General features: G+C 42.8%; 25 protein-coding genes. 7 read left to right on the top strand and 18 right to left on the bottom strand.

Features of this window, described 5'->3' with window-relative positions; translation table 11 throughout:
- Positions 1-21: 21 nt before the first annotated feature.
- The gene (locus tag ACXAHI_RS14360) at positions 22-426 is read right to left on the bottom strand and encodes a VOC family protein (protein WP_474848931.1); all 405 of its coding nucleotides are present in this window, start codon (positions 424-426) and stop codon (positions 22-24) included.
- Between the two features lie 72 nt (positions 427-498).
- Positions 499-867, bottom strand: coding sequence for a MerR family transcriptional regulator (locus ACXAHI_RS14355; protein WP_474848929.1), 369 nt, complete (start codon positions 865-867; stop codon positions 499-501).
- A 90-nt stretch (positions 868-957) separates the two neighbouring features.
- Between ACXAHI_RS14355 and ACXAHI_RS14350 the strand changes: the two genes are divergently transcribed.
- A complete protein-coding gene (locus ACXAHI_RS14350; RefSeq protein ID WP_474848927.1) occupies positions 958-1,728 on the top strand; it encodes an SDR family NAD(P)-dependent oxidoreductase in 771 nt (256 codons plus the stop codon).
- 74 nt (positions 1,729-1,802) lie between these two features.
- Here ACXAHI_RS14350 and ACXAHI_RS14345 read toward each other — a convergent pair whose 3' ends face one another.
- From ACXAHI_RS14345 to ACXAHI_RS14325, 5 genes are read right to left on the bottom strand one after another with little or no spacing between them, the layout of a single operon-like run.
- Positions 1,803-2,675 carry a DUF4097 family beta strand repeat-containing protein gene (locus tag ACXAHI_RS14345; protein ID WP_474848925.1) on the bottom strand — a complete coding sequence of 291 codons (873 nt, stop codon included), beginning with the start codon at positions 2,673-2,675 and terminating at the stop codon, positions 1,803-1,805.
- Between the two features lie 20 nt (positions 2,676-2,695).
- Positions 2,696-2,872, bottom strand: a complete 177-nt coding sequence (locus tag ACXAHI_RS14340) for a hypothetical protein (RefSeq protein ID WP_474848923.1) — start codon at positions 2,870-2,872, stop codon at positions 2,696-2,698.
- 39 nt (positions 2,873-2,911) lie between these two features.
- The gene (locus ACXAHI_RS14335; RefSeq protein ID WP_270181040.1) at positions 2,912-3,148 is read right to left on the bottom strand and encodes a hypothetical protein; all 237 of its coding nucleotides are present in this window, start codon (positions 3,146-3,148) and stop codon (positions 2,912-2,914) included.
- A gap of 26 nt (positions 3,149-3,174) precedes the next feature.
- The gene (locus ACXAHI_RS14330) at positions 3,175-3,621 is read right to left on the bottom strand and encodes a GNAT family N-acetyltransferase (protein WP_474848921.1); all 447 of its coding nucleotides are present in this window, start codon (positions 3,619-3,621) and stop codon (positions 3,175-3,177) included.
- Positions 3,622-3,636: 15 nt separating this feature from the next.
- On the bottom strand, positions 3,637-4,311 hold the full coding sequence (locus tag ACXAHI_RS14325; RefSeq protein ID WP_474848919.1) for a GntR family transcriptional regulator: 675 nt from the start codon (positions 4,309-4,311) through the stop codon (positions 3,637-3,639).
- Positions 4,312-4,483: 172 nt separating this feature from the next.
- Here ACXAHI_RS14325 and ACXAHI_RS14320 point away from each other — a divergent pair, with 172 nt between their 5' ends.
- Positions 4,484-6,166 carry a M20/M25/M40 family metallo-hydrolase gene (locus tag ACXAHI_RS14320; RefSeq protein ID WP_474848917.1) on the top strand — a complete coding sequence of 561 codons (1,683 nt, stop codon included), beginning with the start codon at positions 4,484-4,486 and terminating at the stop codon, positions 6,164-6,166.
- A gap of 73 nt (positions 6,167-6,239) precedes the next feature.
- Positions 6,240-6,419, top strand: a complete 180-nt coding sequence (locus ACXAHI_RS14315; protein WP_474848915.1) for a hypothetical protein — start codon at positions 6,240-6,242, stop codon at positions 6,417-6,419.
- Positions 6,420-6,629: 210 nt separating this feature from the next.
- Here ACXAHI_RS14315 and ACXAHI_RS14310 read toward each other — a convergent pair whose 3' ends face one another.
- The 5 genes from ACXAHI_RS14310 to ACXAHI_RS14290 all read right to left on the bottom strand — a co-directional run bounded on the left by ACXAHI_RS14310 (position 6,630) and on the right by ACXAHI_RS14290 (position 9,449).
- Positions 6,630-7,181 (bottom strand): DUF3231 family protein, encoded by a 552-nt coding sequence (locus tag ACXAHI_RS14310; protein ID WP_474848913.1) that lies wholly within the window; start codon positions 7,179-7,181, stop codon positions 6,630-6,632.
- Between the two features lie 1,148 nt (positions 7,182-8,329).
- The gene (locus ACXAHI_RS14305) at positions 8,330-8,479 is read right to left on the bottom strand and encodes a YvrJ family protein (RefSeq protein WP_270181032.1); all 150 of its coding nucleotides are present in this window, start codon (positions 8,477-8,479) and stop codon (positions 8,330-8,332) included.
- 59 nt (positions 8,480-8,538) lie between these two features.
- Complete coding sequence (locus ACXAHI_RS14300; protein WP_474813335.1) at positions 8,539-8,754, bottom strand: DUF2922 domain-containing protein; 216 nt, start codon at positions 8,752-8,754, stop codon at positions 8,539-8,541.
- Positions 8,755-8,791: 37 nt separating this feature from the next.
- On the bottom strand, positions 8,792-9,010 hold the full coding sequence (locus ACXAHI_RS14295; protein ID WP_270181030.1) for a DUF1659 domain-containing protein: 219 nt from the start codon (positions 9,008-9,010) through the stop codon (positions 8,792-8,794).
- A 181-nt stretch (positions 9,011-9,191) separates the two neighbouring features.
- Positions 9,192-9,449: a hypothetical protein gene (locus ACXAHI_RS14290; RefSeq protein WP_474848911.1), complete on the bottom strand. Its 258-nt coding sequence runs from the start codon at positions 9,447-9,449 to the stop codon at positions 9,192-9,194.
- 209 nt (positions 9,450-9,658) lie between these two features.
- On the opposite strand from ACXAHI_RS14290, the gene ACXAHI_RS14285 reads away from it, so the two are divergent.
- Both ACXAHI_RS14285 and ACXAHI_RS14280 read left to right on the top strand, forming a co-directional pair.
- Complete coding sequence (locus tag ACXAHI_RS14285) at positions 9,659-10,207, top strand: hypothetical protein (protein WP_474848909.1); 549 nt, start codon at positions 9,659-9,661, stop codon at positions 10,205-10,207.
- Between the two features lie 170 nt (positions 10,208-10,377).
- Complete coding sequence (locus tag ACXAHI_RS14280) at positions 10,378-10,962, top strand: cupin domain-containing protein (protein WP_474813340.1); 585 nt, start codon at positions 10,378-10,380, stop codon at positions 10,960-10,962.
- Between the two features lie 56 nt (positions 10,963-11,018).
- On the opposite strand, the gene ACXAHI_RS14275 is transcribed toward ACXAHI_RS14280, so the two are convergent.
- Both ACXAHI_RS14275 and ACXAHI_RS14270 read right to left on the bottom strand, forming a co-directional pair.
- Complete coding sequence (locus ACXAHI_RS14275; protein WP_474848907.1) at positions 11,019-11,456, bottom strand: cell wall hydrolase; 438 nt, start codon at positions 11,454-11,456, stop codon at positions 11,019-11,021.
- Between the two features lie 83 nt (positions 11,457-11,539).
- Positions 11,540-12,814, bottom strand: coding sequence for a histidine--tRNA ligase (locus ACXAHI_RS14270; protein ID WP_474848905.1), 1,275 nt, complete (start codon positions 12,812-12,814; stop codon positions 11,540-11,542).
- Positions 12,815-13,338: 524 nt separating this feature from the next.
- Here ACXAHI_RS14270 and ACXAHI_RS14265 point away from each other — a divergent pair.
- On the top strand, positions 13,339-13,476 hold the full coding sequence (locus tag ACXAHI_RS14265; protein ID WP_474848903.1) for a hypothetical protein: 138 nt from the start codon (positions 13,339-13,341) through the stop codon (positions 13,474-13,476).
- Between the two features lie 56 nt (positions 13,477-13,532).
- Here ACXAHI_RS14265 and ACXAHI_RS14260 read toward each other — a convergent pair whose 3' ends face one another.
- The 3 genes from ACXAHI_RS14260 to hmpA all read right to left on the bottom strand — a co-directional run bounded on the left by ACXAHI_RS14260 (position 13,533) and on the right by hmpA (position 15,992).
- Positions 13,533-14,156 carry an HAD family hydrolase gene (locus ACXAHI_RS14260; protein ID WP_474848901.1) on the bottom strand — a complete coding sequence of 208 codons (624 nt, stop codon included), beginning with the start codon at positions 14,154-14,156 and terminating at the stop codon, positions 13,533-13,535.
- A 51-nt stretch (positions 14,157-14,207) separates the two neighbouring features.
- Entirely contained in the window at positions 14,208-14,654 is a 447-nt protein-coding gene (locus ACXAHI_RS14255) for a pyridoxamine 5'-phosphate oxidase family protein (RefSeq protein ID WP_474848899.1), read from the bottom strand.
- A gap of 123 nt (positions 14,655-14,777) precedes the next feature.
- A complete protein-coding gene (hmpA, locus tag ACXAHI_RS14250; RefSeq protein ID WP_474848897.1) occupies positions 14,778-15,992 on the bottom strand; it encodes an NO-inducible flavohemoprotein in 1,215 nt (404 codons plus the stop codon).
- Between the two features lie 192 nt (positions 15,993-16,184).
- On the opposite strand from hmpA, the gene ACXAHI_RS14245 reads away from it, so the two are divergent.
- Positions 16,185-16,631, top strand: coding sequence for an RrF2 family transcriptional regulator (locus tag ACXAHI_RS14245; protein WP_474848895.1), 447 nt, complete (start codon positions 16,185-16,187; stop codon positions 16,629-16,631).
- A 23-nt stretch (positions 16,632-16,654) separates the two neighbouring features.
- On the opposite strand, the gene ACXAHI_RS14240 is transcribed toward ACXAHI_RS14245, so the two are convergent.
- The gene (locus ACXAHI_RS14240) at positions 16,655-17,236 is read right to left on the bottom strand and encodes a helix-turn-helix domain-containing protein (protein WP_474848893.1); all 582 of its coding nucleotides are present in this window, start codon (positions 17,234-17,236) and stop codon (positions 16,655-16,657) included.
- Positions 17,237-17,312 lie beyond the last annotated feature (76 nt).

Genomic DNA, 17,312 nt, shown 5'->3' with positions numbered 1-17,312 from the left:
AGCGGCTTTGTGTATTAAGATCTACACCGGATTCTCCATCGACATCACTTCAAAGATGTGCCCATCAGGGTCTTGAAAGCTCGACGCATACATAAACCCGTGATCGACTGGGTCTGAGGACGCTTTTCCTCCAGAATTCAAAGCTTTCTCCACGATGCGGTCAACTTCCTCTCGATTACTCACCGATATCGCGACGATCGCCTCTGTTCCATCCTTTGCATTCACGACCTCTTTTTTTGTAAACGTCTTAAAGTACTCCTCTACCAAAAGCATAATGTAAGTATTGTCGTTGATCACCATGCATGTTGCTTTATCGTCCGTATACTCAGCGTTGAATTCAAAGCCTAGTTCAGTGAAGAAGGATACCGACCGATCAAGATCTTTTACAGGTAAGTTCAAGTAAACTTGATTGACTTGTAACGCCATACCATCACCTCATCTTCAAATTTTCAATCCCACCCCAATCACTTTTCTACATGAAGCGGTGGAACCCTTTTTTCAATGATGACTTTTATTTAGGACGTGTTTTTTGTATGCAGCGATCTTTCTATCGAGCATCTCGTCTGTTGCCTTGAGCGTTTCAATCTGATGCTGAATCTTCTTTTGGTGATCCTCTAATAGCATGAGCCTTTCTTGTGCGGTGTGATCACCCTCTTTAAACAGAAGGGCATATTTCTTTAAGTCTGTGATCGACATTTGGGTTTCTCTTAACTTCTTAATAAACGTGAGCCATCTGATGAGCGCATCATCAAACTCCCTGACACCATTTTCATCTCTGTAAGGCTCGATGATTCCTTCTTTCTCATAATAGCGTATTGTATGTGGCTTTATATTGACTTTTTCTGCAACTTCACTTATCGAATACATAGCAACCTCCAATTTTTAAAACAAACGGCTTGCCTTAAAGTGAACTTTAACAGTTACGCTATGATCATAGCAAATAAAGGAGGAATTCACATGACATACACCGTCATTACAGGAGCAAGCTCAGGGATTGGCTATGAAACGGCGTTAACGTTTGCCAGAGAGGGTAAGAATCTTATTCTTGTCGCACGAAGGGAAGAAAAGTTAGAAGCACTAAAAAAGGAAATCCGAGACATCAATTCAGAATTGGACGTCGTCGTGAGCGTCGCGGACTTATCGATCAACGAACAAGTGTATACCCTTTACGAAAACCTTAAGGACTATGAAATCGATACATGGATCAACAATGCCGGGTTCGGGAACTTTGATTCTGTTGGAGATCAAGACCTGCCAAAGATCGAAACGATGCTTCGCTTAAATAACGAAGCGCTCACAATTCTGTCGTCTCTTTACGTTCGCGATTATGCGGATAAAGAAGGAACACAGCTGATTAATGTCTCGTCAGGGGGAGGATACACGATTGTCGCCGATGCTGTGACGTACTGTGCAACAAAGTTCTTCGTTAGTGCGTTTACAGAAGGATTAGCGCAAGAGCTCGCAGGAAAAGGGGCGAAGCTGAAAGCGAAAGTCCTGGCACCTGCAGCAACTGAAACAGAATTTGCCCAACGCTCGTTGGATGTCGATGAGTTTAGCTATGAACAAGCTGTTCCACAGTATCACACAGCAAAAGAAATGGCCGCGTTCATGCTCGATCTCTATAAAAGCGATAAAGTCGTCGGAATCGTTGACGGGTACACGTATGAGTTCTCATTACGTGATCCGATCTATCCTTACGCGTCGAGAGGAGCAAAATCAGAATCATAAATTAAAAAGGGAGTGCGTCATAGCTGTGACGCGCTCCCTTATTTTGTAAAAAAAGTACGAACTGCTCTATGAAATTACTCAACTGAAAAGTCTCCTGAAGTGGTTTCTACATCTAGTTGATTCGTCGCCTCCCCGATAACACCTTGGAATTCATTCTCTTCTTTCACCTTATACAGCATATCCTTCAGCCTGCTATCACCTTCGCCAGAATTTCCATCGAACGTAACTTCAAGATCAGTCGGTTTCTTCGTATAGATCACCTGGACACTACCACTCGTCGTTTCGATTTCAAAAGACTTGCTTTCTTCTTCGGTTACAACCGTTACGTCCCCTGACGTTGCCTCGATCTCCCCAGAGGTTGCAGTGAGACGATTAACTTCAACGCTTCCACTCGTCAACTCTATCGATAGATCGCCGATTTCGCTCTCGCCCAGTTCAATGTTTCCGCTTGTAGCTGCTAACGAAACGGTTGTGGCTGTAAATCCTTCAAGCGTATGAGAACCAGAAGTCGACTCGATCATGACAGTATCTGTCGTAAGTGCTTCACCATCAATATCCCCAGACGTGGAACGAACGTTTAACGTTTTAAAAGCATTCTCTGGTATTTCGATAATGAGCGTTACATTTTTGCTTACAAGATTAACTCCAAGCTTACTGTCAGGTACATACGCAACTTGAAGCTTCCCATTTCTCTCTGTCACGTCGATCTCCTGGTTATCGCCATCTTTCTTAACTTTTCCTTCCAATGTTACAGAAAGCTTTTCCTCTGGTGTAGACCGAAAGACAATGTCTGCTGACGTTGTTTTGACATCGAGTGAGCTCATCCCTTTTACCGTAACTTCCTCATTTACATTCAACGAAACTTTTTCAGCCCCTACATCGGTCAAGTACATAACACCCGCTATTAGAAGTAAGGTGATTCCTAAAAAAAGCACGAACTTTTTCACAACCGCACAACCCCCATCCGCTACGTTTTCCTACTTTGTATAATGACCGATAAAAAGAAGATGACAAGATACCCAACCATTAAATAAACGAGTAAGAACGCAGTCGGAACTGTACTCCAAACGAGCTTTGTGATAAAAAAAGCAACGAGAGCGAAAATCACAGCACCGAGCCATAGCTTAAATCGATTGACATTCATCGTTCACTTCCCCCTTGCTGCTATGCATTTGTCTATGTATTAAATGAACTGAAACCCATAAACATACCAGAATAATAGAATCGTAAAGATCCCTGCATACACCCATTTTTTCTGTTTAAAATGGATGACGCTGATCAACGCGAGCACTGAAAGCATGAAGAAATAATAAAGATAATCAAACCATTTCGCTTCGATCAGAAACCGATCAATCGTGATCAAAATAAAAAAAGCGACGACAAATAATACGTACTTTCTTGATTCCTTTGCCTTATTCAATGGACTAACCTTCCAATCATTTTTTGTTATTCTACATCTCTCTTCATTACAAAGTCATCTTCCGTTTCGTCCACTCTCTTAAATCCTGCTTTTTCGTAAACTCGGATAGCTGCTTTATTTGTTTTCTCTACTTCTAACCTGATCACGTCGATCCTCTTGTCATAGTGATCCAAGCCGAATTGAATTCCCTCGTTCACGTAATCGACGGCGAGTCCTTTCCCAACTAGACGAGGATGAAGAGCAAGTCCGATCTCCACCGTATTACCGCTTTCTGTGAACTCAAAAAGTCCAGCAACTTTTTCCCCTTCAAGAGCCACGAACCCATCACACCCACCAGGGCCGATCAGCACACCGTCTTTCTCATAGGAAGTAAAGTACGGTTTCATAAAGAGGTCTTCGAAGCGGCCTTCATAGTCCCATGCGTCAATTTCTTTAACATATTCCAATGTGATTGGAACAAATGTATACGTCATTGCCATTTTCCTTTCCTACAACATTTGATCGAGCGATTTATACCCTTCTGCAGTTTGCTTCAATGTATCGAGCGTACTCTCTAAATGATGGCGAATTGCGATTTGCACTTCTTCGACGTCTCCGCTCTTGATCGCTTCGATAATCTTCCGATGTTCATCGAGACTTTTGTTCTTTTCCTCACTTTTCGTATCGACAACATCATATATCCGCAGATAAATATCAATTTGATCGATCACCTTACGCAGGAATTCACTTATGTATTTATTATCGCTCCTGTCTGCTAGAAGCATGTGGAATCGTTTGTTAAGCGCGATGTATTCTGGGATATCCTCTGTTTTATAAACGCTCACCTCTTCTTCGAGCGTTTCTTCTAATCTTAAGATATCGTGATCTGAGACCTTATCGAGTCCGAACTTTACTGCGATACACTCTAGCTCGATTCGCAGTTCAAACGCCTGAATGATCTCCTTTATGTCTGGCTGTACCACATACGCTCCCTTATTCTGAACAAGCGTCACATAGCCATCTTCCTCTAGTTTTCGAAACGCATGACGAATCGGGGTCCTGCTTACGTTCAACTTTTCCGATATGATCGCTTCCACTAATTTCGTTCCAGGCGCAAGCTCTCTCCTCAAGATAGCCTGTTTTAACTTATCGACAATCCTTTGTTCAGCAGACTTTTTTGTCATTGGTGATCCCCTCTACTTTAATTGTACGGTACTACTAGCATAAGCGACCCACGCTCCTAAGCCAAGCACTCTCTTGAATAAATTAGGCTATTCAAAAACAAAGAAAGGACTTACAATGAAATTGTAGTACAATTTTGAACTACATAAATGAACACATAGGGGGCACAAGCTCATGTTTCACAAATTAGTTGATAAAACAATTCCAGAGCAAGTAGAAATACTGACTCGTGCTTTGGTCGAGATCGAAAGCATCAACGGTACATCAGGAGAAGCAGCTGTTGCGGATTTTATTAAAGATACGCTGCTATCCTTTCCATATTTTAAAAGAAATCCTCACCTCGTTTGGGAGCAGGTTGTCGATCAAAAACTAGGCAGAAAGAACATCTTCGCACTCCTTAAAAGTCCAAAATCTACTAAAAACACCATCATCTTTCATGGGCACCTCGATACAGTTGGAACGGATGACTACGGCAGCTTGAAAAAAGATGCGCTTAACTCGGATGCGTTAGAGGCCTTTTTCAAAGACTATCAGTTTGATCAAGACGTAAAGAAAGATGCGGAGTCTGGCGATTGGTTGTTTGGTCGAGGGGCACTCGATATGCAGAGCGGTGTAGCGGTGCATCTTGTAAACTTACTCTATTTTTCCACGCACCAAGAAGAGCTGAATGGAAACATCCTCTACATGGGCAATCCTGATGAAGAAAGCCAGCATAAAGGGATCACGACTGCGATATCAGAGTTAAATCGATTGAAACGACAAGGACTGAACTTTGTTTGTGCGATCAACGCTGACTTTATGACGCCTCAATACGACGGTGACCCGCATCGCTATATTTATACTGGTTCAGCCGGAAAGCTTTTACCGAGCTTTTATATCTATGGAAGAGAAACGCACGTTGGCGACACCTTATCTGGAATCGACTCAACGTTGATCTCAGCTGAAATCAATCTAAGAATAAACAACAACATCAACTTAGCTGAAAATATTCCCGGGGAACTCATCCTTCCTCCTTCGTGTTTGTACCAGAAGGACACGAAAGATTTCTATAACGTTCAGACCGCGAAAAGCAGCTACTTGTATTTTAACTATTTTATTTATGAAGCGACGGCGAAGGATGTGATGAGAAAGCTTGAGGAACTGACGGTGGATGCTTGTATAGAGGTCGAAGCAACGCTTTCAGCGAACTACCAAGCGTTCATCAAGCGAACGGGTCTTCCAACTCGAAATCTCTCGTGGCATATCGAAGTTACGAGTCTTGAATCATTTATTGATGAGTTGAAGGGAAAAGGCGCAGATGTCGACACAGTGACTGCCCAAGTTATTGAGGAAAACAAAGAGCTCGAGGCGCGAATGCTTTGTTTTAAAATCGTCGAAGCACTTCAACAGCTTGATCCAGATAAGAAGCCAAGAGTGATCATCTTCTATGGTCCTCCTTACCTTCCCCACAATTATTTGGGTGAAAGTGAGCGTGACCAGCTTTTGCTTGATGTTGTGAAACGAAATCTTGATGAAACGGCAAAGCGCACAGGGGAAACATTCGCAGTGAAGAAGTTCTTCCCATACCTTGCAGATGGTAGTTTCTTATCGCTGCATGAAACGGATGATGAAATCGACGCACTCGTTAAGAACTTTCCTGAGCTCTCAAAAACGTATCCAATTCAAATCAAAGATATTCGTGAATTGAACGTTCCGTCTGTGAACATGGGCGTGTATGGGAAGGACGGGCACAAATGGACAGAGCGTGTTTATAAACCGTATTCGTTCGATGTACTGCCAACACTCATCCGAGATACTACAAAGATGCTGCTCGATCAATCGAATGAAAGGCACGGAAAAAAGGTAGTCACCGAGTAGATGCCACTTCCTTACAAATATTGTTTTTTTCTACCTGAAGAGGGTAATGGATAAAAAACAAGGTGGTGTGCAAATGAGTAAGACAAAACTGATTGTCTTTATCCTAGCTGCTATCTTCTTCTTAGGTGCGATCATCTTTGACTTTTTCACAGAAGACTTCGACTATACGTTTTTCAAAGCCATCGGCATGGTCATAACAATTGGGATCATCCTTTACAAGTATGCGAATGGGAAAGAGGAAAGTGAAATGTAGGCTAATTCGTGCAACAAAAAATCGGTCAGGGGCAGTAGCCGCTGGCCGTACGTTTTTTTAGTAGCTATCGTCTACGTTGGTGAATGAATGTATTGCCACTGTGAAAGGAACGCACCATATATTTTTAATTACCTAGGGTACTCCTGATCCTTCATAAATGAAAAAAGACGACTACTCTTTTAGAATAATCGCTTTCCTTAGTTAGTTAAACTATTCAGGACTACCTGGAGGATAATAATATGGTGGTATTCGTAGCCACCCTCTTTTCGCCATTAAAGCTTTTAACGTGGTTCCATATGCGATTAATTCTGTCTGATTTTTAATCCAAATGTACCCTACATCATTACGAATGGCCTGAGACTGCCCGGCTGCACACTCCATGATAAAAACAGCAATCTTTACTGAAACGCCATTTGTAATTTCATCGTCGGTTAATTTCGCTCCTAAAGGGATGGCACTTCCTTTAGATTCAGGCTTTGGAGAAGGTAAAGTAGGCAGTGGAATTCCTTCTTCTTTCATGAATTCTTCCATCTGTTTTGCCTGCGCTTCACATAACTTCTTCCCCTCAATAAGTACTTCTCTCACCTCGTCGTCGTCAGTCGTATTCAGGCCTACTTCCTCATATCGAATAAATTCTTTCAATGCTGTGTAATAAACCCAACAAGACGTAACTTCTCCTGTATGTAACGGTGTTTTTGGTTCATTAACGTTATCAACTGACGATTTAATTGTATGCCAAAGCGACTCAAAAGGATTTAGCATGTCTACACCTCCCGTATCTTAATGTGTTCTTTCTCCTCAAAACTATACCAACATCTAGACTCTCTCAATCACTTCCATTTCTTTACAGGAATATTGAGTATGTAAAATAAAAACACCACGATCGCTATTGAAATCGGGTAGGCATATAGCATGTCCTCCAAAAAATGAGTGTAACACCCACAGGTCATGGTCATACATTAGGAAGTTATACAAGTAATCCCCCATCATCATTAGAAGGATCGTAGGGTAATGAAGCTTCCAGTTCCTCCAATCTCTCCAACATAAAACAGGCATAGAAATACGATTCTTAGCATGAATTACTCCTATATAAATGTATTTTTACAAGTCAAAGTAACACTTCCTGTTGGTGGGTATCGTACTGAGATCTAAGATTTATTCACGGGCACGATTGTAAATGACCTAATTTCCACTACACCTTCAGTTTCGTTCAACCATCTAAAATCTGACTCGGCCTCTCACACTACCAAACGAGCTTCTCATTTATACGGCTTCTTTCACGTTATCCTCCAGTACTCCAACGATTACTTTCGTCCTTTTCTTCTCTCTACCTCATACCAATTTCTACAATGTCTCATGACTTTCCGCTCTTCAAATACCTGAATGAACTAGATTTGATAAGGAAACATTGGACAGAGAAAGACTACCTTTTCTACAGCACAATGTACTGTAGAAAAAGCAGACGTCCTGAATGGTACTGAGTTTGCCTGAGGGGGCCACCGTATCACCCGATTTGAACGCTTGAATTCCTTCAACAGAGAGCTTTCTACACATGAAACCAGTCCCATGTGCGTCGTCTTCTCCCTGCTACCCGTACCGTAGTACGCCTGGTTACCTCACCGAACCATTAGGGCTGTTCACGCCATAGTCTCCCGCCGCAGAAATCGGGAACTGCGTGTTCTGCGGGAACGCTAAAGTTATTTCATCGGCTTCAGCTAACCTGTCAAGTTTAGATTTTAAACGTGTTACTAGGGGTTCCACGTTCTGAACAGCTTTCAGAAAAAAGACATTACGAAAGACACCTCGCACCATTCTGCTTTTTTGAAGTGGTCGAGGACTTGTTCACTATGAAGTTGGTAGTTCAATATGTATAAGTTTGAGGTGGTGAGGGAGCCCTCACCATCCTCCGGTTAGTGATCGTTACGTAACGAGATGTTCTCTGGCAGCTGTAGAATCGTATCGTTCAGCGTGTCGAGCTTCTGTTCGATGCGGTGAAGCAAGTAGAGCGTCACCACGACAGGAAAGCCAACATCACTGATCAGTGTCATCCAAGACTCCATAACAATCCCTCCTTTTTTAGCTACTGGAAAAAGAGAGAGCATGTGCTCTCTCAGGTTGATTAGATGATCACGTCGCTCGTGTTACGTTCAACGATTCTAGCGCCTCGTTTTGATACAAGATCACCACCGCTAGTTGAGAAGATGTTCTGCTGAAGCAATGTGTCCATCGCAGCGGAGATTGCTGCTGCATCTACCGGCTCGACCGGATCGCTAAGTGAGATCGAGAACGGCTTGTTGTCAGCGTTAAGAAATTGAAGTTCAAGTGTTTTTGCCATGTCGGGTACCTCCTTTCTCAATTAGTGGGATAGCGGTCTAGCCTAGTAGATCTGAAGAATCATTGCGCTCAACCGCAAACATCGTGTGCTGTTGAAGTGGCGCTAGCGCTGCTGCAACGGTGAACAATGCGTCCGTCGAAGCTGTAACTTTGATGTTGTTGAAGTTCTTGCTACGAAAGATCGTCTTACCTTTCTCATCCACTCCAACATCGAGTACCATACGAAGCTGCGTGCTATTAAGAGAAGCTGTTGCCATGTGTGTCACCTCCTTTCGCTTTCACCCTATATATCGAAATGAAATCGCAAAAAGGGGCATGTCCAAAAAAAAAGATTCGGGTGCCTGTCACTCCCCGAATCCTGTCGAACGTAAAAGAGGGTGTTACGAGACAATCTCATAACACCCTCTTCACCTCATATTTATTTATTGGCTATGTAACTCATTTTTCTTGTACAAGTGAATATTTCGTAAAGTATGCCCCTGCCATCAATAAGATGATGTTTAGGGACCATATGAACACTCCAAGAAAATCAAACCACATTCCGATCAAGTTAATGATGGCGATTGAAAAGAAGCAAATCGGTGTTAGCGCACTCTTCAATCCAGTTTGCCCCGCCTTTCTTCGTTTCTTTATGACGAGAACGATTGATGCAATAAGAACGATTACGAGTAATACTGACATGATCGTTGTGAACATAAGCGCTTCCTCCTGATTGACTAAAGATCTTCTACCTTTTCTACGTCTTACCCCATCATAAAGTTCCCAACGGAGTGCCTGTCACTCCCCGAATGGTGTCGAACTCACCACCGTTATCTACTTCCCAAAAAATAGACGCAAGTCATCCAATCCAATAAAAGCCCGTTTGCATATACTTTAAGATAGATTATGAAAGGTGGTTAATTCGGTTGTCTCTTTATTTAGTCGTCAGAAATCCTTCTATCGTCGATACGGATGTACAAAACATCTTGTCTATCTGTGTATTCTCAATCGACTGTAATCCAACGTTAAATACAAACGTCCTTGTTTCATTGGGCAATCCCGATCAGGCCCAGAATATTGATTTATTCTTTATGGATGGTACACCGATCACGTTCGATAGCCTTGGTACGTTTGAGTTTGAGGGCGTTAACCCGGATACGTGCGCAACGATTCTCGGTACATTTAGAGAACCTGGCAACTACGAGTTTCACTTTGCACTGTTAGAAGAAACTTCGAACGCACCGATCGATCGGGTATCTGAGACGGTTCGTGTTATTGGAGAGAGTAGCGGAACGATTCGAACACCAGAGGCTCAAGTAGCTCCAAGTAATAGTAAGGAACGAACAAAGAACGGTCGAAGCGAGAACGGTCAAACCGACCTGGCTCAGAAGCTCCAAATGAAGCAGCTGCAAAATAGCTCCTCCAAAAAGAGTAAATACAAGAGACCAAAGGTCATCAAGAGTTCAAAACAATGAGCGCTTCCCACGTATAAGAGAGCTTATCCAAGAAGGGTGAGCTCTCTTATGGTGAGGCAAACGAAATAAGGATAGAAACATAGTTCGCTAGAAACTAGACCCCTAACTAGTCCAAATAAATTTACGTACATATGATAATAGAGAAGTTTGACATGAAAAGAGGAAATCATATGACGAGTCCCGTTTCAGGGTATATCACCGATAACCGAAATTTAGTCGGTGGAAAAGGTACACCGAATTTGTTTTTTGATATAAACAATAGCGTGTTGTTTGAAAGAGATCCAGAAAACATCGTCTATCTTTTATCTTCCACCCAGATGCCCGCGATGATTGGCGGATCTGTTGCAGAACTGAATATGTCGAAAGGGTTTATTAGAGAACCTCACTGGCATCCAAACGCATGGGAGTTGGACTACCTTATTTCTGGTTCAGCAACCGTTGGCATTCTTGACCCTAACAACAATAAACTACAAACGTACAAGCTAACAAAACCAGGCGAAACGGTGTTCATCCCAATGGGTTACTGGCACTGGATCTCAGCTGATTCTGACGATACGAAACTGATACTATTCTTTAACAACGATCAGTTTCAAACGCAGGAAGGTTCTACGATGTTAACGCAAACGCCACTTCCTGTTTACGAACAAGCATACAATATTGAGCCTAAGAAAATGGCGGCAGCGCTAGAGCCGATCGAAGGCGCTGGCGCAGTCGTCATCGGACCGCCACCTCCGCTCTCAAGAAAGCGAAAATAACAGAAAAACCATAGCGAGCGAGTCCGCTCACTATGGTTTATTTGTTACAGTAACACCTATCGATAAACGCTCGCACACGTGCCGCCTTCAGGCTCGTAGTAACAGTGGTTTTTGTATTGACCAGAAAACGGTTGACCGTACCACGTTGAAGGACAAGGGCCATAAGGATTGAAGTACCAGAGCGCATATTTACCAGGATGTTCTCTCCAGTAGTCCAAGTTCCGTTTGGCTAATCGTTTCTCGGATTCTCGTGCTCGGTTGTAAAAAACGTTCCCTTTTTGAACAGCTTCAAATGAATAGTTGCCGCCCTGCACCTGGTAGATTACCTGAGGAATGGTTCGTAACCCCTGGAAATCCAAACAATCGGCCTGCGCACGATTGACAATGACGTTTCCTACATAGAGCATCCCCTGTTTCCCTTCCCCTTCGGCTTCTGCTCTCATCATCCTTGCCATCAAGGCAACATCTGAATCTTTGTACTTTACTCTTGGCATTTTCCTCACCCCAAGATAGTGTATGATGAATGCCCATGGTGATGTCACTAATCCATTAAAGAAAAGTAGCGATGGGCTCGTAATCAAAATTCAAACCGCTCTGTGACCTCCTCACCCGTTGCCATGTTTTTCACGTTGTACGTTCCATTTTTTACTTCCTCTTCACCGATGATGATCACGTAAGGAATGCCTTCTCGATTCGCTTTATTCATCGCTTTCCCTACCTTCCGTCCACTCATATCAACCTCAACACGATTTCCTTTGTCCCTAAGAGCCTCCGCGAGCTTCAGCGCCTGCATCCCTGTGTTTATCGGGATAATCACATACTCGATCGCGCTTTCTTTTACCTCAACCTCCTCTTTCATCGCCGTATAAATGACGTCGAGTCCAAAAGAAATTCCGACCGTCGGAAGTGGCTCATCACGTCCAATCAAGCCAGCGACCGCATTATCATACCTTCCCCCGCTTCCGATGCTCGATGTTACGCTGCCGCTCCTCAAAAACACTTCATAGATTGTCCCCGTGTAAATATCCAACCCTCTTGCTAAAAAAGGATTAAAGACGCATTTCGCATCGATACCAAGATACGTTAAATAAGATTGCAATTCCCTAAGCTCTTCAATCCCTTCTCTCAGTACGCTCTCAGACTCACTGAACCGTTCAAAATAAGAAAGCTCCGTATTCCCCTCATCTTCAAGAAACTGCTTGATCGCCGTTACACGTTGAGGTGATACTTCTTTGTCTTCTAGCTCTTTCACCACAGCGTCAACACCAATCTTCGGCAGCTTATCAAGTGTTAAAATTACATCGTTTACCCTGTCACGCGGCGTTCCGAGAACGTTCAGCATGCCGATCAACAGCTTCCGATTGTTGTACTGAATCACCACATCGAGGTTTAATCGACGATAGCCTTCTAACCCCATCATCATCAACTCTGCTTCAGCAAGCTGTGTATCAACACCAACGATGTCAACATCGCACTGCGTGAACTCCCTAAACCTCCCCGCTTTGATGGGGCCGTCTCGAAATACCTTTCCGATCTCATACCGTTTAAAAGGCATGCTTAACGATGGATTCATCGCCACCACTTTTGCGAACGGAATCGTAAGATCATAACGCAGCGCAAGGTCACGTTTCCCCCGATCCGATAATCGATACATCTCCTCCAAAATCTCATCGCCACCCGCGTACTTCGAAGCCATCAAGCTCGTTTCATTCAAGATTGGCGTCTCAAGCGGCTGGCATCCGTATTGAATGAACAAATCTTCAAGCGTTCGTACGATCTCCCTTCTTACCCTCTGATCCTTAGGCAAAAAATCCTGCGTTCCTTTTACATTTTGAAAGCTCTTCATATCCATTCCTCCTAAAAAAGTATAAAAAAACCGCACCGATTTAAGTTCGTCACTTAATCGATGCGGTTTCATGAAGAATAGCCTTCCTATGTGCGATTTCTTTTTAGAAAATCGAATAGCAAGGCTAGTTGTTATGATGAAGTTGTGTGAATGACAATCGTTCGTTGACCATGTGAACTCACACCTTTTCCTCTATTTCAAATTACATTATCAGAACCGTGCTGGAAAATCAATGCAAAAGTTGTATGTAAAATAGTCTTGCGATCAAGATGGAAAACAAAACGAGCACGATGCCATAAAACAGCTTCACGTTCTTACCTGCTCTTCGGTCCATACGGCTTTTCTTCACGCTTTTTCACCTTTCACAAAATCGGCTTATTGCTGTCGTACTCTCAAACAAGAAGCATGCCAATTCATCGTGTCCCTTCATAAAAAATTGGTCTGTACACGTATATTTTTATCGAAAATCACCGAACATGGAGGATACTTATTGAATAAAATAAGAAATAATGATTACGGAGATGATCGGTGTGTGGGTGATCACAGTACTCGAAGACAACGGTGCCCGGACCACGTTAGATGTTTGTTTCAGTACGTACAAAGAAGCTGCGTCTTATGCAGAAAGAGCTAACTTTCCATCGTTTACGATCAAGGTTGCAACACGATAACAACCTTGGAAACCGCACCTTTTTAAAGGCAGTGCGGTTATTTTTATTTTAACCATCTATTTCCCATACAATGTTAAAAGATCATCGAACTTTTCGATCGATTCGTCATACTCACTTACTTGACCAAACCCATACTTCGCATAAACAAAAGGAATCCCGGCGAATCTGGCAGCCTTTCTGTCCCCTTCCGTATCGCCTACATAAACAGGATTATGAAGGTTATTTCGTTCCATGATCAACATAATGTTTTCACCCTTCGAAAGCCCTGTTCTACCCGGATTTTCATAATCTATAAAGTGTTCACCTAGTTGATGATAGTCATAAAACACCTCGATATACCCATCCTGACAGTTGCTTACGATATAAAGCTTGTACGACTGAGCAAGAACCTTGAGAACCTCAGGAACGTTCTCATAAAGAGATCCACCTTTTTCGGCGATCGTACCTAGTTCATTCTTACCGCAAGCTTCGATGAGCTGTACTCTTTCTTCTTCACGAACATCTGGAAAAAACATTTTACCGATCTCATCCATCTGCAGTCCCATGGACCTTTCGAAATCTTCACGCGTTAGCTGTTTGTCCGTGTGAGGATTTTGACTGATACTCTCATTCCAAGCATCGATCACCGTGTCGATCGGATCCCAGATCGTTCCGTCTAGATCAAAGATGATACTATCCATATGTAAGTACTCCCCTCTAAGCCTTTGTTGTTGAGTATATAGGAGATGGATTCATTTGGAAATACTCGTGTCATACGTTTGATCTCTCACCACTACTGTTTCAGGTACGAAGCGAATCAAAACATTCTCTTCATCCTGGTGCTGAAACCTTTGGTCCCAAACCTCTTTATTTCCACCTAAGTATTTTGACAGTAAGCGCTCCGCTAATGCATGATCGAACGGTTCGACCGTCGCTTTTCCTCTAAAACCAGCGTGCCATACTTTCCCAGTGTTGTGATCAAAATCAACGATTCCAATCGCACACTTCGGTTCTTCCTTGAGCCGTAATGGGAACGTGTTTCCCTGATTGCCAATCATCCATAAACACTCGTTTTCCCAGTGAAACCACACTGGTGATTCTCTTGGTCCGTTTTCAGATGATGTTGATAGATGAGCGAATAATGGTTTGTCTAGCAACTCTCTTAACGCAAACGTTTCATTACTATCGATGATTTTCATAGTACCCTCCTTTATAAGTAGTAGGTTCAAGACCGTCTATAAACAATTATTTCAAACGAGCCACTATCCCTCAACAATAAGAAAAAGACATTTCCACCTTAACGGAAATGTCTTCACAACATTTTAATGAATCGATGGCTCGAGTGCGACTGCTGGTCCGAAGAATTCATAATGCATTTGTTCTTCTTTCACACCGAGCGATTCAAGAGCTTCCCTCACCGCTTTCATAAAAGCTAATGGGCCGCAGAAATAATACTGTGTATCCTGATCAAGCGTAAGAATTTCTTTTATCCATTCACCTGTTACATAGCCTTCTTTATTAAACAATCCGAGCCTTCGATCTTCACTCGTAGGCGATTCATAGCACGTATAATAATCAAGAGCAGAGTGATCCAGTGCCCTCACTTCCTTATCGAATGCGTGAACATTCCCATTGATCGCCGCATGAATGAACGTCGTGTTTCTGTTCTGTGTTGCACTAGCCTTCACCATACTCATTAGTGGCGTGATCCCTACTCCACCACTCAATAGAACGATTGGATTCGTACCTTCTTCTAAATAAAAGTCTCCTGCTGGTGCCGTAACGCTCAGCGTATCGCCTTCTTTTACCCCATCATGCAAAAAGTTTGAAACGATGCCATCAGGCTTCGTAGGATTTTCTTCCTTTTTAACAGAAATGCGGTAGTACGGTTTCCCCTGATCATCTGAAAGGCTATATTGACGGATGTGTGTGTAAGTATCTCCCGGAATGTTTACTTTGACACTGATGTATTGCCCTGGTTTGAACGGTGCGAGCGGTCCGCCTTCAACAGGTTTTAAATAGAATGAGGTGATCACGTCACTCTCTTGCTCTTTACGCTCAACTACGAAGGTGCGATCGTTACGCCAGCCACCTACCTGTGCCTCTGCTTCTTTATACATTTCTTCCTCAACGTCGATAAACACACTTGCGATAACGCCGTACGCTTCTTCCCATGCGCTCAAAATCTCATCTGTCGCCGCATCCCCGAGCACTTCTTTTATCGCTTTTAATAAATACTCCCCGACAATTGGATAATGTTCTGGTTTCACACCAAGACTTCGATGCTTATGCGCAACTTGCTTTACGACAGGAAGGATCGATTCCAACTGATCGATGTGCTTCGCTGCTGCGTAAACGGCATTCGCTAACGCTTGCTGTTGACGTCCTTGCTTTTGGTTCGCATGGTTAAAGATGTTTAACAGTTCAGGATGGTTTGTGAAAAGCATGTCATAAAAACGTGTCGTGATGGCATTTCCGTGGACTTCCAACACAGGCACAGTCGATTTGATGGTAGCAATCGTTTTAGGTGATAGCATAAGAAAACCTCCATAATTTTAAAGAAGTATTTTGTTTACATCTTTATGGTAAAGGGGATCTCTTTTTAAAGCAATATAAAAAATACATCTTTACGAAAGTTTTCACATTTCGTTTAAAACCTTACAGAAGTTTTCATAATGGCAGATGTGCTAAAATAAAGGGAAAGTGGACTGAAATGAGGATGAACGATCGTGCGTTTAAGAAATTATACGGATTACTCATTAAGAATGTTGATCTATCTTGGGAGTATGAAGAATGATAAATTAGCGAGCATCCAGGAAATCGCAGATGCTTACAATATCTCGAAAAACCATTTAATGAAAGTCGCTCATGAGCTCGGAAAGAAGAAGTATATCGAAACGATCCGAGGAAGGTACGGCGGACTCCGACTCGCAAAACACCCTAAAGACATAAACGTTGGGGAGATCGTACGAAGCATGGAAGAAGATTTTCATCTAGTCGAATGCTTTGACCGAGAAACGAACACGTGCGTCATCACACCTGCGTGTCAATTGAAGCATGTGCTCAATGACGCGCTGCAAGCGTATTTTAAGGTACTCGATGGCTATACGCTCGATGATCTTATCGTGAATGATCACACCTTGCGACAATTGTTCGATCTCAACAAAGGAGAATAAAGCTGCCGAATCGGCAGCTTTTTCTATGCCTGCGTATAGATCATCACGAAATGTAGAACGGCCCGAGCTGAGTCTGGATTGATGTAAGCATGCTCTTGATCAGCCTGAAACTTGATCGAATCATACCGTTCTAACTCATAGATCTCATCTTGGACCCTCACGTTCACACGCCCTTCCATCACAGTGATGTATTCGATCACACCTTGCTGATGGGCGTCTGCATTGTACTCGCTGTTCGGCTCAAGAAACGCTCGATGCGTTTCTAATGAACCGTATCCCTTCATGTTGAACATCGGTTCAAGGACTAAAGATTCATCTGCGCTAAGTACTTTCTGTCCTTCATGTTTCTTCGATATTACGACGTCTTGTTTTTCTACGAGCAGTGTTGAGATCGGAATCGCTAGTCCATTCGCAATCTTCCAGATGATCGTTAACGATGGATTCGCTTCCCCTCTTTCAATTTTCCCTAACGTTAGATTACTAACATCCGTTCGTTCTGCTAGATCTGATAACGAAAGATTTCGTTCCTTCCTAATCGATCGTAGCGTTGCCCCGACTTGCTTCGATAATTTTTCAGGGTCTCCCCAGTTATTTTTTTCACTCATACGATACCCTCACCATCAAACAATTTTACATTTCACTACATATACTATAATATACATATCATTAACTATACTATAC

Source organism: Anaerobacillus sp. ABD4_527, from assembly GCF_056160805.1.
This window is presented reverse-complemented; position numbering and strand designations above follow the sequence as displayed.

What these genes read in the sequence shown, in the direction of transcription:
- ACXAHI_RS14360 (WP_474848931.1), bottom strand. Translation starts at nt 426, where the DNA reads ATGGCGTTACAAGTCAATCAAGTTTACTTGAACTTACCTGTAAAAGAT.
- ACXAHI_RS14355 (WP_474848929.1), bottom strand. Translation starts at nt 867, where the DNA reads ATGTATTCGATAAGTGAAGTTGCAGAAAAAGTCAATATAAAGCCACAT.
- ACXAHI_RS14350 (WP_474848927.1), top strand. Translation starts at nt 958, where the DNA reads ATGACATACACCGTCATTACAGGAGCAAGCTCAGGGATTGGCTATGAA.
- ACXAHI_RS14340 (WP_474848923.1), bottom strand. Translation starts at nt 2,872, where the DNA reads ATGAATGTCAATCGATTTAAGCTATGGCTCGGTGCTGTGATTTTCGCT.
- ACXAHI_RS14330 (WP_474848921.1), bottom strand. Translation starts at nt 3,621, where the DNA reads ATGACGTATACATTTGTTCCAATCACATTGGAATATGTTAAAGAAATT.
- ACXAHI_RS14325 (WP_474848919.1), bottom strand. Translation starts at nt 4,311, where the DNA reads ATGACAAAAAAGTCTGCTGAACAAAGGATTGTCGATAAGTTAAAACAG.
- ACXAHI_RS14320 (WP_474848917.1), top strand. Translation starts at nt 4,484, where the DNA reads ATGTTTCACAAATTAGTTGATAAAACAATTCCAGAGCAAGTAGAAATA.
- ACXAHI_RS14315 (WP_474848915.1), top strand. Translation starts at nt 6,240, where the DNA reads ATGAGTAAGACAAAACTGATTGTCTTTATCCTAGCTGCTATCTTCTTC.
- ACXAHI_RS14310 (WP_474848913.1), bottom strand. Translation starts at nt 7,181, where the DNA reads ATGCTAAATCCTTTTGAGTCGCTTTGGCATACAATTAAATCGTCAGTT.
- ACXAHI_RS14305 (WP_270181032.1), bottom strand. Translation starts at nt 8,479, where the DNA reads ATGGAGTCTTGGATGACACTGATCAGTGATGTTGGCTTTCCTGTCGTG.
- ACXAHI_RS14300 (WP_474813335.1), bottom strand. Translation starts at nt 8,754, where the DNA reads ATGGCAAAAACACTTGAACTTCAATTTCTTAACGCTGACAACAAGCCG.
- ACXAHI_RS14295 (WP_270181030.1), bottom strand. Translation starts at nt 9,010, where the DNA reads ATGGCAACAGCTTCTCTTAATAGCACGCAGCTTCGTATGGTACTCGAT.
- ACXAHI_RS14290 (WP_474848911.1), bottom strand. Translation starts at nt 9,449, where the DNA reads ATGTTCACAACGATCATGTCAGTATTACTCGTAATCGTTCTTATTGCA.
- ACXAHI_RS14280 (WP_474813340.1), top strand. Translation starts at nt 10,378, where the DNA reads ATGACGAGTCCCGTTTCAGGGTATATCACCGATAACCGAAATTTAGTC.
- ACXAHI_RS14275 (WP_474848907.1), bottom strand. Translation starts at nt 11,456, where the DNA reads ATGCCAAGAGTAAAGTACAAAGATTCAGATGTTGCCTTGATGGCAAGG.
- ACXAHI_RS14270 (WP_474848905.1), bottom strand. Translation starts at nt 12,814, where the DNA reads ATGGATATGAAGAGCTTTCAAAATGTAAAAGGAACGCAGGATTTTTTG.
- ACXAHI_RS14260 (WP_474848901.1), bottom strand. Translation starts at nt 14,156, where the DNA reads ATGGATAGTATCATCTTTGATCTAGACGGAACGATCTGGGATCCGATC.
- ACXAHI_RS14255 (WP_474848899.1), bottom strand. Translation starts at nt 14,654, where the DNA reads ATGAAAATCATCGATAGTAATGAAACGTTTGCGTTAAGAGAGTTGCTA.
- hmpA (WP_474848897.1), bottom strand. Translation starts at nt 15,992, where the DNA reads ATGCTATCACCTAAAACGATTGCTACCATCAAATCGACTGTGCCTGTG.
- ACXAHI_RS14240 (WP_474848893.1), bottom strand. Translation starts at nt 17,236, where the DNA reads ATGAGTGAAAAAAATAACTGGGGAGACCCTGAAAAATTATCGAAGCAA.